General features: G+C 70.8%; 11 protein-coding genes. All 11 read right to left on the bottom strand.

All coding sequences use genetic code 11. From position 1 onward, the window contains the following. Positions 1-18 precede the first annotated feature (18 nt). Entirely contained in the window at positions 19-6,024 is a 6,006-nt protein-coding gene (locus ACWPN7_RS04190; RefSeq protein ID WP_492273123.1) for a tetratricopeptide repeat protein, read from the bottom strand. Then, entirely contained in the window at positions 6,021-6,449 is a 429-nt protein-coding gene (locus ACWPN7_RS04185; protein ID WP_200776535.1) for a flagellar biosynthesis repressor FlbT, read from the bottom strand. Before ACWPN7_RS04185 ends, ACWPN7_RS04190 begins: the two co-directional genes overlap by 4 nt. 132 nt (positions 6,450-6,581) lie before the next feature. Continuing rightward, on the bottom strand, positions 6,582-8,447 hold the full coding sequence (locus tag ACWPN7_RS04180; protein ID WP_451993957.1) for a flagellin N-terminal helical domain-containing protein: 1,866 nt from the start codon (positions 8,445-8,447) through the stop codon (positions 6,582-6,584). Positions 8,448-8,589: 142 nt separating this feature from the next. Continuing rightward, positions 8,590-9,702: a 3-oxoacyl-ACP synthase III family protein gene (locus ACWPN7_RS04175; RefSeq protein ID WP_349620226.1), complete on the bottom strand. Its 1,113-nt coding sequence runs from the start codon at positions 9,700-9,702 to the stop codon at positions 8,590-8,592. Between the two features lie 16 nt (positions 9,703-9,718). Then, entirely contained in the window at positions 9,719-10,450 is a 732-nt protein-coding gene (locus ACWPN7_RS04170; RefSeq protein ID WP_014198636.1) for an SDR family NAD(P)-dependent oxidoreductase, read from the bottom strand. Further along, entirely contained in the window at positions 10,447-11,508 is a 1,062-nt protein-coding gene (locus ACWPN7_RS04165) for an ANL family adenylate-forming protein (RefSeq protein WP_492273122.1), read from the bottom strand. The genes ACWPN7_RS04170 and ACWPN7_RS04165 overlap by 4 nt, the downstream gene beginning before the upstream one ends. 130 nt (positions 11,509-11,638) lie before the next feature. After that, the gene (locus ACWPN7_RS04160; protein ID WP_459196729.1) at positions 11,639-11,905 is read right to left on the bottom strand and encodes an acyl carrier protein; all 267 of its coding nucleotides are present in this window, start codon (positions 11,903-11,905) and stop codon (positions 11,639-11,641) included. Between the two features lie 8 nt (positions 11,906-11,913). Then, a complete protein-coding gene (locus tag ACWPN7_RS04155; RefSeq protein WP_459196728.1) occupies positions 11,914-12,732 on the bottom strand; it encodes an alpha/beta fold hydrolase in 819 nt (272 codons plus the stop codon). A gap of 7 nt (positions 12,733-12,739) precedes the next feature. After that, positions 12,740-12,973, bottom strand: a complete 234-nt coding sequence (locus tag ACWPN7_RS04150) for an acyl carrier protein (RefSeq protein WP_349620223.1) — start codon at positions 12,971-12,973, stop codon at positions 12,740-12,742. Between the two features lie 15 nt (positions 12,974-12,988). Beyond that, entirely contained in the window at positions 12,989-13,747 is a 759-nt protein-coding gene (locus ACWPN7_RS04145) for a cytidylyltransferase domain-containing protein (protein ID WP_459196727.1), read from the bottom strand. Next, positions 13,744-14,796, bottom strand: coding sequence for a pseudaminic acid synthase (gene pseI / locus ACWPN7_RS04140; protein WP_451993965.1), 1,053 nt, complete (start codon positions 14,794-14,796; stop codon positions 13,744-13,746). Before pseI ends, ACWPN7_RS04145 begins: the two co-directional genes overlap by 4 nt. Positions 14,797-14,816 lie beyond the last annotated feature (20 nt).

Raw genomic sequence — 14,816 nt, 5'->3', positions numbered from 1 at the left:
GCTCGCTCCCGGCTTTCTTTATCCGCTTGGCTTGGTGGACGGTGCAGGCGCCGGTCCGGATGTGGGGCGAAGCGCAGCCAATCGGCGCGCGATCGCCGGCAAGGCGCCGGAGGCCGGCTCTCCCGGTGGCGCGGAAATCAGCGCCATGGTCGGAAACCAGGGCCGCACCCCGGTGCCGAGCGCCGTCCAGTCCCCCCGCGGCCCGAACCGCCACACCGGCACGCCCAGCGCCCCCGCCAACTCCCCCACCGAACTCGCCGGGGTGATGACGACGTCGAGCGCCGTCATCAGGGCCGCCACGCCGTCCAGATCGTTCTTCAGGTCCAGATCGTCCCAGCGGTGGATGGTCACGCCGAACCGGTGCTCCGCCGCGGCGATCTCGGCGATGCAGTCCCCATATTGGAGGGTGACGAAGACGACCCCCGGCAACGCGAAGACCGGCCCCCACGCGTCGAGCGGTGCGTAGGCCCCGCGACGCTCCGCCGTCATCAGCCCGCTGCGCCACGCGATTCCCACCCTCAGGCCGGGACCGAGCGCGTCCACCCTTTTCCGCCATTGGACGGCGCGCTCGGGGTCGGCGGTCAGGAAGGACGGACGCGATGGAAAACGGTCGAAGCGGGACCGCAGCCAGCGCGGCAACGATCCCATGGCGACGTGGCGGTCGATTCCGGCGCAGGGCGCGTCCGGGTCCGCCGGGGCCGGGCGCCACTGCGCGCGGGGAAAGGACCGCGCGAACAGCGACACCAGCCGCCGGTCACACTCCACCACCACGGCGGCGGCCCGCGCGATCAATTCGTCCAGGCAGCCGGCGAACAGGATCTCGTCACCCAGCCCCTGCTCGGCCCAGACCAGCAGGCGCAGGCCGGAAGGGTCCTCCCCCTCCCAGGCGGGGACAGGGACGGTACGGGCGGCACCGGACAGCTCACGGCTGCGGAAGCGGGCGTCATAGCCGAGCCAACCCGCTTCCAAACGGCCACGGGCCAAATCCAGAAGACCGAGATTGAACGCCGCCGCGGGATGCCCCGGTTCCACCGACAGGGCCCGGCGGCACCAGCGCTCCGCCGCCGCGGATTCGCTGCGGTCGCGCAGCAGGCGCCCCAGATTGGCCAGCCCATCCCCTTGCGCCGGCGCCAGGGCCAGCGCGCGGACCAGCGCGCGCCGCGCCTCGTCCAGCCGTCCCGCCCGGCGCAGCGCCACCCCCAGATTCAGCCAGCCACCCTCGCGGTCCGGAGCCAGACGCAGGGCGCGGCGATGGCATCCCTCGGCCGCCTCCAACGCGCCGAGGCGGGTCAGCACGGCGCCCCAATTGTCGTGCGCCTCCGCCAGCGCCGGATCGGCCAAGGTCGCCCGGCGGTGGGCCTGCGCGGCGGCGGGCAGATCGTGCGCCGCCTCCAACGCGTTGCCGAGGTTGGTCAGAGCCGCCGCGGCGGCGGGTTGCAGGGCGAGCGCCAGCCGGAACCGGCGCACCGCTTCAGGCGCCTTCCCAAGCGCCAGCAGCACGCTTCCCAGGCTCGATTGGGCGGCACCGTACGCGGGCAGCACGTCCAGGGCGCGGCGAATGCGCGCCGCCCCCGCGACGGAGTCGCCCGACTGGTGCGCCAGCAATCCCGACAGGTGGAGAGCGACCGGATGGTCCGCCCGCGCCTTGAGCACGCGCTCGTACAGAGGAGCCGCTTCGGCCAGCCGGCCATCCCGGTGATGGGCGGCGGCGGTCTCCAGCAGCGTGTCAGGGTCTTCCGCCCCACCCTGCGGGCGTCCGCCGGACGGTGGTTCCTCGTCGGCGGGCATGAGCTGGCGCAGCGCGGACGCCATCCGCTCCACGACGGCGGAAAGCCCTTCGCCGGAGCGCGGCTGGAAGAGCCGCATCGACGGGAACCAGGGGCGGACATCGGTGCCGAGCTGCGTCCAGTCGCGGTGCCCGAGCCGCCAGACCGGCACGCCCAGGGCGCCGGCCAGTTCCCCGGTGGAGACGGCGGGCGTGACGACGAGATCCAGATTGGCGGTCAGCGCCGCCGCCCCGTCGAAATCGTCCTTCAGGTTCAGGTCGTTCCAGCGGTGGATGGTCACGCCGAACCGCGCCTCCGCCGCCGCGATCTCCGCCGCGCAGTCGCCATATTGCAAATTGACGAACACCACCCCCGGCAGCGCGAACAGCGGCGCGAAGGCGTCCAGAGTGACGTAGGCGGCCCGGCGCTCCCCATCCATGATCTGGCTGCGCCACGCGATGCCGACCCGCAGCCCCGGCCCCAGAGCGGCCAGCCGCCCCCGCCAGCGCTCCAGCCGTCCGGGTTCGGGCACCAGCCATGGCTGGGCCGGGAACCGCTTCCAGTCGGACCGCAGCAGCCGCGGCAAGGATGCGGCGGCGACCTGCACGTCCACGTCGCGCGGCTCCACGGTCGGCGGGCGGACCGTCGCGCCGGGGAGGGAGCGCGCGAAGAGCGACACCAGACGACGGTCGCACTCGATCACCACATGACCGGCGCGGCGCAGCAGATCGGGATAGCAGGACGCGAAGAGAATTTCGTCGCCCACACCCTGCTCCCGCCAGACCAGCAGGCGGGCGGAGGCGATGTGCTCACCCCGCCAGGGTCTCGCGGCGAAGCGCCGCTTCTGGTCGCGGAACTGAGAGGTGTCGAATCGCCATTCATGCTCCGCCCACCCGGAGCGAAGCTCGCCCTGTTCCAGGAGAAGGAGCGACAGGTTGTAGTGGGCGGTCGCCAGCGCCGGATTGATTCGGACGGCTTGGCGATAGGCGGCGATGGCTTCGGCCGGGCGCTGTCGCCGCGCCCAGTGCATGGCGACATTCGCCTGAACCTCCGCCATTTCCGGCGCGCGGTCGACGGCCCGGCTGTGGCAGGAGAACGCCTCTTCGACGCGCCCGAGCCGGTCGAGCGCGCTGCCCCGATGGCTCCAGGCGGTCGCGGCGGCCGGTGCGATCACGGTGGCACGGCGCAGCAGCCGCTCCGCCTCCCCGGGCTGATCGGCCTTCAGGCGGAAAGCACCGAGATTGATCAGCGCGTCCACCTCCGACGGCGTCAGGGCAAGCGTCCGCCGGTGGCTCCGTTCCGCCCCCGTACGGTCCCCGCGCTCGGCGAGCAGGTGGCCCAGATGGCTGTGCGCCAGGGCGAGCGAGGAGCGGACCCGCAGGGCGCGCCGCGCGCAGGCCTCCGCCTCTTCCCCCTCGCCCCGTCCCCGCAGGAGAACGGTGCGGTTGAGCCAATGCTCCGCCCCGTCCGGACGGAGCAGGACAGCGTTGCGTTGCGCCTCCAGAGCCGCATCACGCCGGCCCATCGCCTGGCAGGCGTCGGCAAGGGCGGCGTGCACGGCGTCGTTGCCGGGGGCGGCCCTCACGGCGAGGGACAGAACCGTTGCCGCCTCCCCGGCGTCGCCTTGGCGAAGCCGCAGGATTCCCAGCAGGTGGAGGGCCACCGGATGGTCCGGCGCGGAGTCCAGGGCCGACCGGCAGAGGTCTTCCGCCTCCCTCAGCGCCCCGGCGCGGTAGCGCGCGACGGCCTCGGCGATCTGCGGCGCGACATCCACGGAGGCCACGGGCGCCACGGGTGGACAGCTCGGCCCGGCCTCGACCGGCCGCGCCAGATCGCACAGGGTTCGGGCGATGCGCGCCATGACGTCGTCCAGCGTCTCGCCGGGGCGGGGCTGCAACAGGCGCATCGTCGGATACCAGGGGCGGACCTCGGTGCCGAGTTGGGTCCAGTCGCGGGCGCCGATGCGCCAAGCCGGCACGCCCAGGGCCCCGGCCAATTCGCCGGTGGAGACGGCGGGTGCGATGACCAGATCGAGCGAGGCGGTCAAGGCGGCCGCGCCTTCGAAATCGTCCTTGAGGTTCAGGTCGGCCCAGCGGTGGATGGGCACGCCGAACCGCGCTTCCGCCGCGTCGATCTCCGCCGCGCAGTCGCCATACTGAAGATTGATGAGAACCACCCCGGGGACGGCGAACAGCGGCGCGAAGGCGTCCAGAGTGATGTAGGCGGCCCGTCGTTCGGTCGTCATCAACTGGCTGCGCCAGGCGATGCCGATCTTCAGGCCCGGCCCGAGGGCGGCCAGCCGCTCCCGCCAGGTCGCGAGGCGTGCCGGGTCGGGCACCAGCCAGGGACGGGCTGGAAAGCTCTCCAAATCCGGACGCAGAAGGCGCGGGAGGGCGCCCGCGGCGATCTGGGCGTCGCAATCCGCCGGGACCAGCGTTTCCGTCCCGTCGGCGGCGGTGGTTTCCGCCCGCACCGTCGCCCAGGGAAAGGAGCGGCTGAACAGGCTGACCAGCCGACGGTCGCATTCCAGGATGACCTGACCGATCCGGCCCGCCGTCACGCGATCCTCCAGAGTGGGATAGCAGGATGCGAACATCAGCTCGTCCCCCACCCCCTGCTCGCGCCACACCAGAAGGCGTGAAACGGCCGCTCCGTCATCGTGCCAGATCGGTGCCGCAATGGATCGCTCCCGATACTCCTTGGCCTTGAAACGGTCTTGATAGGCGTCCCAGCCTTCCCGCAGGTTGCCTGTGGCGAGGCTGACCAGGGCGAAGTTCAGCCGGGCCGCAGCCAGGACCGGGTCGATGCGCAGGGCGCGACGCAGGGTTCGCTCCGCCTCCACCACGCCCGCCGATTGCCATTGCAGCAGACCGAGGTTGGCGTAGGCCTCCGCATGCCCAGCATCGATGGACAGGGCGCGCCGGTGCGCGGCCTCCGCTTGCGCGTTCTGCCCCAGCACATTCAAGGCAAGGCCGAGGGTGGTCAGCGCGATGGCGCTCTGCGGCGCCAGACGCACCGCGTGCCGGTGCAGGCGCAGCGCACCCTGCCAGTCGTCCCAGTCCTTTAGGACGTTGCCGAGGTTGGTGTAGCTGTCGGGATAGTCCGGCTGGACGATCAGCGCCCGCCGGTACAGCGCCGCGGCGGTCACGGCCCGGCGGGCGACCCGATGGGAGTTGCCGAGATTGTTCAACGCCTTGCCGTAGTCCGGCTGGATCGTCAGGGCACGCTGGAAGACGCGCGCGGCCTCCCCCGGCCGGTCCACGCCGTCAAGGCCGGTGCCCAGGTTGTTGAAGGCCACCGCATCGGCGGGACGTAGCGTGATGCACCGCCGCAGCGCCCTCACCGCGGCGGCATGGTCGCCCAGGTCGAGCAACGCCACGCCCAGATTGTTCCACGCCCCCGCCACCAGCGGGTCCCGAAGAAGCGCGTCGCGATAGCGGGCAACCGCCTCCGCCAGCCGCCCGTCCCCCTGAAGCGCGCTGCCCAAATGAAAGAGCAGCCGCGCGTCCCGCTCGGTGTCGGCATCCACCGCCGGAGCCAGAACCGCCGCCGCCTCGGCAAAGGCGCCACGCTCGTTCAGGAGCGCCCCCAGGTCGCGCGCCACCTCGCGGTCGGTCGGGTCATCGGACAAGGCGCGGCGCAGGCACAACTCCGCGTCGGCATGGCCCAGGGCGCGCAGCACGAGCGCCAGGCTGCGCCACGCCTGCGCATGGTCCGGCTGCGTCTGGACGACCCGGTAGAAGGCCATCGCCGCCTCGTCGAGACGGCCATGGCGTCGATACAGAACCGCCAGATCGAAGCGGGTCGCCGTGCGTCCGGGATCGGCGCGCAGCGCCTCCTCATAAACCGCGATGGCGTCGCCGATCCGCTCTTGCGTCTGCAGAAGCAGACCGAGATTGCCGAGCGCCTCGGCATAGCCGTCCTGAAGCGCGATGGCGCGGCGGTAGGCGCGTGCCGCGCCCTCCGGATCGCTCCGGTCGGCGAGAACATTGCCCAGACTGTTGTAGGCAGGGGCGAAGGCAGGGTCGGCCGCGAGGACCATCCGGAAGCACGCCGCCGCCTGCTCGCCTTGACCGGCCTGATAGGCCGCGATGCCAAAGAGGTGCCGGGCATCGGTGTGGGCCGGATCGGCGGAGAGGATGCGGCGGTAAAGTTGCCGCGCCTCATCCAGATCACCCGCCCGGTGCCGGGCGATGGCGTCGCTCAAAAGCGCGGCCGCCACTTGGTCGTCCCACCCCTCAACGACCCTGTCGATCACGGCGCCGGATCGGTCGCCGGGCTTTCCGCCGCCCCATCGGAGGTGCCGGACGGACCCTCGGAACCGCCCTTGAACATCTTCCGGCAGATTTTCAGCGCACGGTAATAATTGCGGGCTTCGACCAGCCGCTCGATCTCGTCGAGGTCGTCGCTGCAATCCGGACGGGCATCGCGCGTCTCGGCCAGGATCGAGGCGAAGCGTTGCAGGTTGAGGACCGTGTCTTCCGGAAAAATGTAGATGAGCTGGATGACGAAATAGAGCTTCTTCTCGATGCAGTCGATCTGCTCTTCCTTCAACACCTCACGCCCGCGAAGGAAGTTGGCGGTGTTGTAAAGAAAGAACGAGCCGGGACGGTCACCAGCCCCGATGACCGCGCCGTTGATGATGACCTTTTCATTGGGGCGGAGAACGAACTTCAGAGGCATGAAACGGACCCGGTCCTTGTATCGGCAGCGCGCGGAAGCGGAAGTCCCCATCCGGATGGCGCCGCACCAAATGGAACGGGCGGCGGCTTGCGCCGCCGCCCGCCGGGCGTGATCCTACCCGAAGTCTCAGGCTTAGAACAGACGCAGGATCGACTGCTGCGACTGGTTGGCCAGCGAGAGGGCGATGGTGCCGAGCTGCTGACGGGTCTGCAGCATCAGCAGGTTGGCGCCTTCCTCGTTCTGGTCGGCCAGCGTCAGCTTGCTCGCGCCTTCCGTCAGCACGTCGCTGAACTCCTTGGTGAAGTTCTCACGGGTCGTGATGACGTTCAGGTTGGTCGACAGCGTCTGCGAAGACGACCGCAGGGTCTGCTTCGCGTAGTCGATGCTGGCGACCGCCTTGTCGATGTCGGCGCGGTCGGTCCAGTCGTTCTGCGCGTAGTCCAGACGCAGGCCCTGGCCGCTGGTGGTCAGGTTCTGGGCCTGCACCGTGATCGCGTTGGTGTTGCGCTCGTTGAGCTGCACCGTCAGATCGTTCGCGGTGTTGGCGTCGGTCACCTGCACCGAGACCAGGTTGGCCGCTGAGTTGGCCGCCGCCGCCTGCTTGATGCTCTTCTGGTCGACGTTGAAGCGCACCGTGCCGGTGTCGAATGCGAAGGCGTTCTCGCCTTCCGACAGCTTGCCCTCGCCGCGCTTGGACATGCCGTCGCGGGTCACCGTCGCGCCGCTCAGGTTGCTGACCTGGATCTGGATGTCGACCTTCTTCTCGATGGTCGAGATGCCGTTGCCGTTGTTGGCGGCCTGTTCCAGCAGCTTGCGGTCCACCGTGAAGGACACCACGGTGCCCGACGCGAAGCTCTCGGAGATGCGCTTGGTCAGGGCGTTCTCGGCGGAGGCCTTGACGGTCATCTCGCGGGCGGCGTTGGTCGTCGTCGCGCCCGACAGGGTGATCGTGCCTGTGCCGTTGACCGTGACGGTCTGGACGTCCTTGCCGCTGAGGCGGCCGTTGGCGCCCAGCGCGTTGTTGATCGACGCCGTAAGCTGCTTGGCGATGTTGACGCGGGCGGTCTGGCCCGTCGCCACGTCACCGGCGGTGGCGGTATAGGTGAAGGTCTGGTCTTCGACGGTGATGGTGAAGCTGTCGCCCGCCTCGATCGTGCCGCCCAGCGTCACCTGGGTGAGCTGCGCGGTGCCCGACTTGGCCGGCGTCGTCGTGTTGGCGGCGATGGTCTGGCTGTTGTCGAAGTAGGAGATCGTGCGCGACTCGTTGCCGTCCGTGACGATGAAGGACCGCTCGCGGCCCTTCGCGCCGCGGACCTCGATCTGCACGTCGGAGAAGCTGCCCGCCGTCGTCGTCATCGTGCCGGACAGCTTCAGGCCGACCAGGCCGTGGGCCATTTCGGCGCTGTTGATCTCGCCGGCCGCGCCCTCGATGGAGCCGTCGCCCTTGACGCGCACCGTGTAGGTGTCGGTCGACACCACGTTGGTGACGCTGGCGTTCTCGATGCCCTGGATGGTGTTGACGGCGCGACGCGAGTCGCTGGTGGAGTCCAGGCGCAGGCCGTTGCCCGCCAGCAGGTTCTTGCCACCGTAGGCCGAATCACCGGCCAGCTTGTCGATCTGGTCCTTCAGCCCGTTGAACTGCTTGGCCAGCGACTTGCGGGTGGCGACAGAGCCGGCGTCGGTGCCGAGCGCGGAATAGGCGGCGGTGGTCAGGCCGCGCGCCTGCTCGATCATATCGTCGATCGAGGTCAAGCCCTTGTCGGCGGCCTTGATGGTGCTGATGGCCTGACCCATCGTGTCCTTCAGCGCGGTCAGGTCGCCGGCGCGCTGGCTCAGGTTCTTCGCGGCGAAGAACGACGTCGGGCCGTCGAGCGCCGAGTTGATCTTATTGCCGGTGGCGAGAATGTTCTGCTTCTTCGCGATCGAGTCCTGAACGCCCTGCAGCTGCAGCAGGTTCGTGCGCATCGACGACGAGAGGGAGATGTCGCTGGTAGCCATGGAGTCACTCCTTTTGGAGGATGTCGATCCGCACGACGTTGCGCGCACGGAGAGGGACTAATTCCCTCGGGCTACCGCTAGGCAATAAATGGGCCAGATCGAATTTGCCGGTCGGCCGGGGAAAATCCTGCCTCCGGGCAAATCAGGGATCGGCAATTTTTACCGGGCACTCGGCAAAAATTGCCTTCCGCCCGGCACCCTTTGCCGGTTGTCCGCCCGGCTCGGCAGATTCTGCCGGGTTTGCAGGAAGCACCATCACCTCGCAGACGGCGAGCGGGCCGGCGGTCAGCGCAACACTCCCCCACGACCAGCCGACACCGAAGCCCGAGAGAAGGAGACGCAACGGCCCGCCGCGCAACGCCCCCTCCAGTTCGGAGGCGAGCGCCAGGGGAATGGAGGCGGAACTGGTGTTGCCGAACCCGGCGAGCCCGACCACCGTCTGGCCGGGCGTGGCCCCAAGCTTCTGCGCGAGATGGCGGATCATCTGGGCGTTGGCCTGATGCAGGACCAGCCGGTCCACCGTCCCCATCGTCCAGCCGGCGCGTTCCAGCACGGCGCGGATGTTGCCCGGCACCTCGCGCAGGGTGAAGGCGAAGACCTGGGTGCCGTCCATGAACAGGTGCGCGGGCTCGCCGGGCCGCCGCAGACCGCCGCCGGGAACGGCGAGGTAGGGGGCGCCGGCGCCGTCGCTGCCCAGCGCGAAGACCATGGGCGCCGCACCGTCCTCCGCCACCAGCGCCGTCGCCGTCGCGGCGTCGCCGAACAGAGGCGCCACGGCCCGGTCGTCGGGATCGATCACGCGCGACGTCGTGTCGCCCGCGATCAGAAGCGCGCGCCGCCCGCCCGCCGCCTTCAGCATCGCCGACGCGGTCCACAGGCCGTGGACGTAGCCCGAGCAGCCGAGCGTCAGGTCGAGCACGGCCGCGCCCTTGCCCAGCCCCAGCCGATGGTGGAGCCGATAGCCCGAGGCCGGCAGGATGTGGTCGTGGGTCTGGGTGACCATGACCAGCAGGTCGATGCTGTCCGCCGCCCAGCCCAGCCGGTCCAGCAGGCGCCGCGCCGCGGCCTCACCCAAGTCGGACGTGCATTGATGAGGGGGCACGAGATGGCGGGCTTCGATGCCCGTCGCCTTGGCGATCCGGCGGGCGGCGTCCTCGCCGAAGCGGGCGGCCAGATCCTCCACCGTTTCGCGCCGTTCCGGAACGCAGGCGACGATTCCCCTCAGGGCGACGCCTTCGATCACACTGGCCACCATGGGGCGTCTCCTTCCGTCAGCCGGTGATGCCGCCATCGACGACGATGGTCTGCCCGGTCACGAAACCCGCCCCGTCGCCCAGCAGGAAACGCACCACCGGAACCACGTCGGCCACATCGCCCAGCCGGCCCAGCGGGGTGCGCCGCACGATCTGGTCGCGCTGCCCGTCGGCCAGCGTGCCGGACATCTCGGTGGCGAGATAGCCGGGCGCAACCGAATTGACGGTGACCTGGAGCCGGCCGACCTCGCGCGCCAGGGCGCGGGTCAGCCCGTCCAGCCCCGCCTTCGACGCCGAATAGGCGGACAGCCCATTGTAGCCGCGCTGCCCGATGATCGAGGAGATGTTGACGATCCGCCCCGGCCCCCGCTTCACCAGCTTGGCGCGCAGGAAGGCGCGGGCGACCTGGATGGCGCCGGTCAGGTTGACCTGGATGACCTCCTCCACGTCGATCTCGGGGAAGGTCGCCAGCACGCCCTCGCGCGCGATGCCGGCGTTGTTGACCAGCCCCCACAGCGGCGACCCGCCGCCCCAGTCGAGGGCGGCGTCCATGAAGGCCCGCACCGCCTCCCCGTCGCCGATGCGGCAGGGTTGCCAGAACAGGTCGGGACCGGCCAGCCGTTCCAGCGCCTCGCCCGGCGCGCGGCTGCAGGTGGAAACGCGATAGCCCTCGGCCAGCAGCGCCTCGACGATGCCCAGCCCCAGCCCGCGGCTGCCGCCGGTGACGATGACGTGCCGCTTGCCGCTCATGCCATTCCCTTCCGCGTCTTCTTGCCCGCCGCGCCCAGGGCGATGCTCCCGGTCATGGTCACCAGACGGGGGCGCGCGGCCGGCGGCAGATCGGCCACGGCGGTGCGGATCGCGGCGCGCAACGCGGTTTCCTCCGTTCCAGGCGCCGGAACCACCAGAGCGGTCAGGATGTGGCCGGTCACCGGGTTGGCCGCGGCCTGGACCAGGGCGTCCCGCACCCCAGGCACGTCCAGCAACAGCTGCTCCACCACCTCCGGGGAGACCTTCACCCCGCCGACATTGACCCGCCCGTCAAGCCGCCCGGCGAACAGCGCGCGGTCGCCGCGCACATCCACGACGTCGCCGGTGGACAGCCAGCCACCGTCATGGCCGAGCATCGCGCGGGGGCTGTTCACCTCCAGCACACCGTCGCTCAGGCGCAGGCCCACCCCGTCGATGCCGTCATCCAGCCAAGCGGCGGGGAAGCCGGCCTTGCCGTCGCCCACCGCGAAGAGGGCGCCGGCCTCCGTCGAGGCGTAGATGTGCCGGAGCTTCGCGGTCGGGAACCGCTCGGCCAGCCGGTCGAGCAGCGGCTGGTCGGCCACCTCGCCACCCAGCGTGACGGCGACCAGCGGCGGCGCCTCGCCGTCGAGCGCCAGCAGGAAGGCGCGCCAGAAGCTGGGGGTCGCGCTGATGTGGGTGACCGCGTGCCGCACGGCGAGGCGCGCCAGGTCCACCGCCCCGACGCCGGGCGCCGACACCAGGGTCGCCCCCGCAGCGAGCGCCGTCAGGATCACCTGAAGCCCGGCGAAGGCCGCCGGCTCATAGGCCAACAGCCAGCGCGCGTCCGGATCGGCCGCGCCGCGCAGCCGCCCGCGCAGGCGCCGGAAATCGTGCCGGATCAGTTTCGGCATGCCGGTGGTGCCGGAGGTCTCCAACAGCACCGCGAAGCCCGGCTCGTGGGGCTTGGCCGCCGCCTCGGCGGAGGCGCGGCGCGACAGATGCAGTTCCATCCCGGACCGCTCGGCGGCGACCAGGGCGGCGACCAGGGCCGGAACACCGTCGGGCGGCAGAACCACCCTCCCCCCGCGGCCCGGAACGCCGCTTCGAAGGCGTCGGCCTGCACGGCGATCTCCGCCCAGCCGACGCTGCGCTCCGCCTCGATCAGGCGAACGCCGGGATGAACCCAGGGCGGCGGGGATGGCGGGCTCATGCGAACCCGGCGGGCAGGCCTGGTTGGCAGAGGGCAGGACGGTAAAGGGCCGCAAGCTCCCCGACCGTGTTGAACTGGACGAAGCCGGCGCGGAACGGGTCCTGGCCGGTGCGCTGCTCCAGAACCACCAGCAGCGTGGCAAGGTCGAGGGAGTCGATCGGCAATTCCCCGCCGAGGAAACGCGTGTCCGGGCCGAGGGCCGGCAGGGTTTCCCCCTTGTCGGCGGCGATGCGGGCAAGCTCTTCGGCGATCAGCGCGAACATGGAGTCGGTCATTGGGGGTCGCATGAGGAAAGGAAGTCGCGGAGGATGGCCGTGACAGGGGTCGCCGCCTCACTATGCGGCAAGTGCCCGGCCTTGTCGAAGAGATGAAGCGGCGCGCCGGGGGGCAGTCGGTCGGCGCCCGGCACCGGGATGATGCGGTCCTCCCGTCCCCACAGCAACTGGATCGGCATCGGGAAGGCCGTCCAATCCACCGGGCCGGTCGAGCGGTGCGCCTCCGCGAAGGAGCCGGCGATGATCCGCTCCAGGGCGGCGCGGCGCCGGGGGTCGGCGGCTTGGGCGTGCATCACCTCGCCGACGCGCCCGGCCAGCAGCCAGGGCCGGGCGAACAGGCGCGCGGCGCAGTCCCGCCCCTCCTCCACCGTCTCCAGCGCGGCGACCCGCCGCAGGAACTCCAGATCGAAATCGGGGCCGAGGCCGGCGCTGGCGACCAGCGACAGGCTCGCCACCCGATCCGGGGCCAGCCGCGCCAGCTCCAGCGCGACGCAACCGCCCATCGAATGGCCGACCGCGTGGACCCGCGGAATCTCCAGCGCGTCCAGCAGGCGCAGCAGCCACGGCGCGAAGGCGCCGACCCGCCCGTCACCGACCTCCAGGGTCGAGGCGCCGTGCCCCGGCAGATCGACCGCCAGAACCCGGCGGTCGGCGGCCAGCGCCGCGGCGTTGAACTGCCAAGTCAGCGAATCCCCAGCGAAGCCGTGCAGGAGCAGCGCCGGAACGCCACCCCGCCCCATCGACAGATAGGCGGCGGGATCACCGTCGATGTCGGCCCGCCCGCGCCGCGGAGTGCGCTCAATCCGTTCGGACACCTGAGAGTCAGGCGGCCACGGCGATGCCGGCCAGACCGAGCAGGTCGTCCACCGTCTTCGCCTTGACGAGCTTCTCGCCCTCCACGACATGGCCGAGCTTCTCGTCGACCAGGGCGATGAAGCTGATGACGGCCAGCGAGTCCCAGCTGTCGATCGATTCGAGGTCTTCCGCGCCCGTCAGGGTGCCGTCCTCCAGCTCCAGCATTTCGTCGAGCGCGAGCAGGAATTCCTTGCGGTCCATGGTGGTGTCTCCGTTTCAGTGGAGCGTGTTCTGACGCACGCTGCCGTTCAGGTCGGCCCATTCAGGGTTCTGGCGCAGCAGATTGCAACAATCCTGCCAGCCGAAGCCGGGATTTTCGGGGAGCAAGGCGCCCAGCAGGCTGCGCACCAGTTCCAGGTCGGCCGGCTCGTCCACACACCAGCGCTGGTCGAGGACAGAGCCATCCTCCGGCGCCAGGGGGATGCCGATGCGGAAACGCTCCGGACGGCGGTAGATATAGGCGGTGACGTGTTCGCGCTCCGCCGGATCGGCGGCGGTGGCGGCGGCCTCCACCAGAGCGGCGCGGGGGAAGACCTCCGCATCCAGCCCGCGCGGGAAACGGGTGACGTCCAGGCTGAGATAGTCGAGCGGCGGCACCGTCTCCAGAAAGGCAGTCACCAAGCGGTTCACCAGCGCCGGGTCGATCAGCGGACAGTCGGCGGTGACCCGCACCACCACGTCCGCCCCGGCCATGGCGGCGGCCCCGGCGAAGCGCCCGAGCACGTCCTGCTCGTCACCGCGGAACACCGGCACACCGAGCGATCCCGCCAGCTCCGCCACAGGGTCGTCGGTGCCGTTCACCGTGGTCGCCAGCACCAGCGCGTCGAGCGTCCGGCAACGCGCCAAACGCTCCAGATGATGCGCCAGCAGCGGCCGCCCCGCCGCTTCCATCAGCACCTTGCCGGGCAATCGGGTCGAGGTCATGCGGGCCTGCGAGATGCAGACCACGCGCGGCTTGGCCGTGGCGGCGCTCATTCGTCCTCCGGGGCCAGCATGTCCCAGCGCAGCGGCTCGCCGCGCTTCAGCGCGCGGGCGGCGCGGCGGCCGAGCACGGCGGGAAGATGTTTCGGCTCCATTCCGAAGCCGGGGCGGATGGAGCGGAGACTGGCGGCGCTCAGCGCCTCGCCCGCCGCCACGTCGGCGGTGACGTAGAGGGAGCGACGATAGTCGCGCCCGCCCGCCTCGCTCGGCTTCACACCGTAATGGACGCGGCCCAGAGCCGCCCAGGCGGTGCGCACGGAATTGGCCATCGCCTTGAACTCCGCCGGCTCCAGGGAAAAGGCGCTGTCCACCCCGCCGTCGGCGCGGGACAGGGTGAAGTGCTTCTCGATCACCACCGCCCCCAGCGCCGACGCGGCGACCGGCACCGCCACACCGTGGGTGTGGTCGGACAGGCCGACAGCGACGCCGAAGGCCTGCGCCAGATGCGGGATGGTGCGCAGGTTGCAGTCCTCCGGCGGCGTCGGGTAGCCGCTGACGCAATGGAGCAGGACGAGCGGCGCGTCGCCCACGGCCTCCACCGCCTCGCCGATCTCGCCCAGCGTGGCGAGGCCGGTGGACAGGATCAGCGGCTTGCCCGAGCGGGCGGCCCGGCGGATCAGCGGCAGGTCGTTCACCTCGAAGGAGGCGATCTTGAAGGCCGGGGCGTCCAGCCGCTCCAGCAGATCCACCGCCGTGTCGTCGAAGGGGGAACTGAAGATGGTCAGGCCGATGGCGCGCGCGCGCTCGAACAGCGGGCCGTGCCACTCCCAGGGGGTGTGGGCCTCGCGGTAGAGGTCGTGCAGGGTGCGGCCCTTCCACAACCCGCCCTCCAGCAGGAAGCCCGGCCCGTCATGGTCGATGGTCAAGGTGTCGGCGGTGTAGGTCTGCAGCTTCACCGCGTCGGCGCCGGCCTCCTTGGCGGCATCGACCAGGGCGAGCGCCCGGTTCAGGTCGCCCTGGTGGTTGCCCGACATCTCGGCGATCAGATACGGCGGGTGGCCGGGGCCGATGGGACGGCCGTTGATGATGACGTCGCGCGGCACGGAGGGCGGTCTCGCTGTGA

Source organism: Azospirillum sp. UENF 312511, assembly GCF_058780635.1.
The sequence above is the reverse complement of the archived record's forward strand: the minus strand, read 5'-3'. Positions and strand labels throughout refer to the sequence as shown.

Coding starts and splice junctions, on each gene's coding strand:
- ACWPN7_RS04150 (WP_349620223.1), bottom strand. CDS start 12,973: ATGGACCGCAAGGAATTCCTGCTCGCGCTCGACGAAATGCTGGAGCTG.
- ACWPN7_RS04180 (WP_451993957.1), bottom strand. CDS start 8,447: ATGGCTACCAGCGACATCTCCCTCTCGTCGTCGATGCGCACGAACCTG.
- ACWPN7_RS04160 (WP_459196729.1), bottom strand. CDS start 11,905: ATGTTCGCGCTGATCGCCGAAGAGCTTGCCCGCATCGCCGCCGACAAG.
- ACWPN7_RS04170 (WP_014198636.1), bottom strand. CDS start 10,450: ATGAGCGGCAAGCGGCACGTCATCGTCACCGGCGGCAGCCGCGGGCTG.
- ACWPN7_RS04145 (WP_459196727.1), bottom strand. CDS start 13,747: ATGAGCGCCGCCACGGCCAAGCCGCGCGTGGTCTGCATCTCGCAGGCC.
- ACWPN7_RS04175 (WP_349620226.1), bottom strand. CDS start 9,702: ATGGTGGCCAGTGTGATCGAAGGCGTCGCCCTGAGGGGAATCGTCGCC.
- ACWPN7_RS04185 (WP_200776535.1), bottom strand. CDS start 6,449: ATGCCTCTGAAGTTCGTTCTCCGCCCCAATGAAAAGGTCATCATCAAC.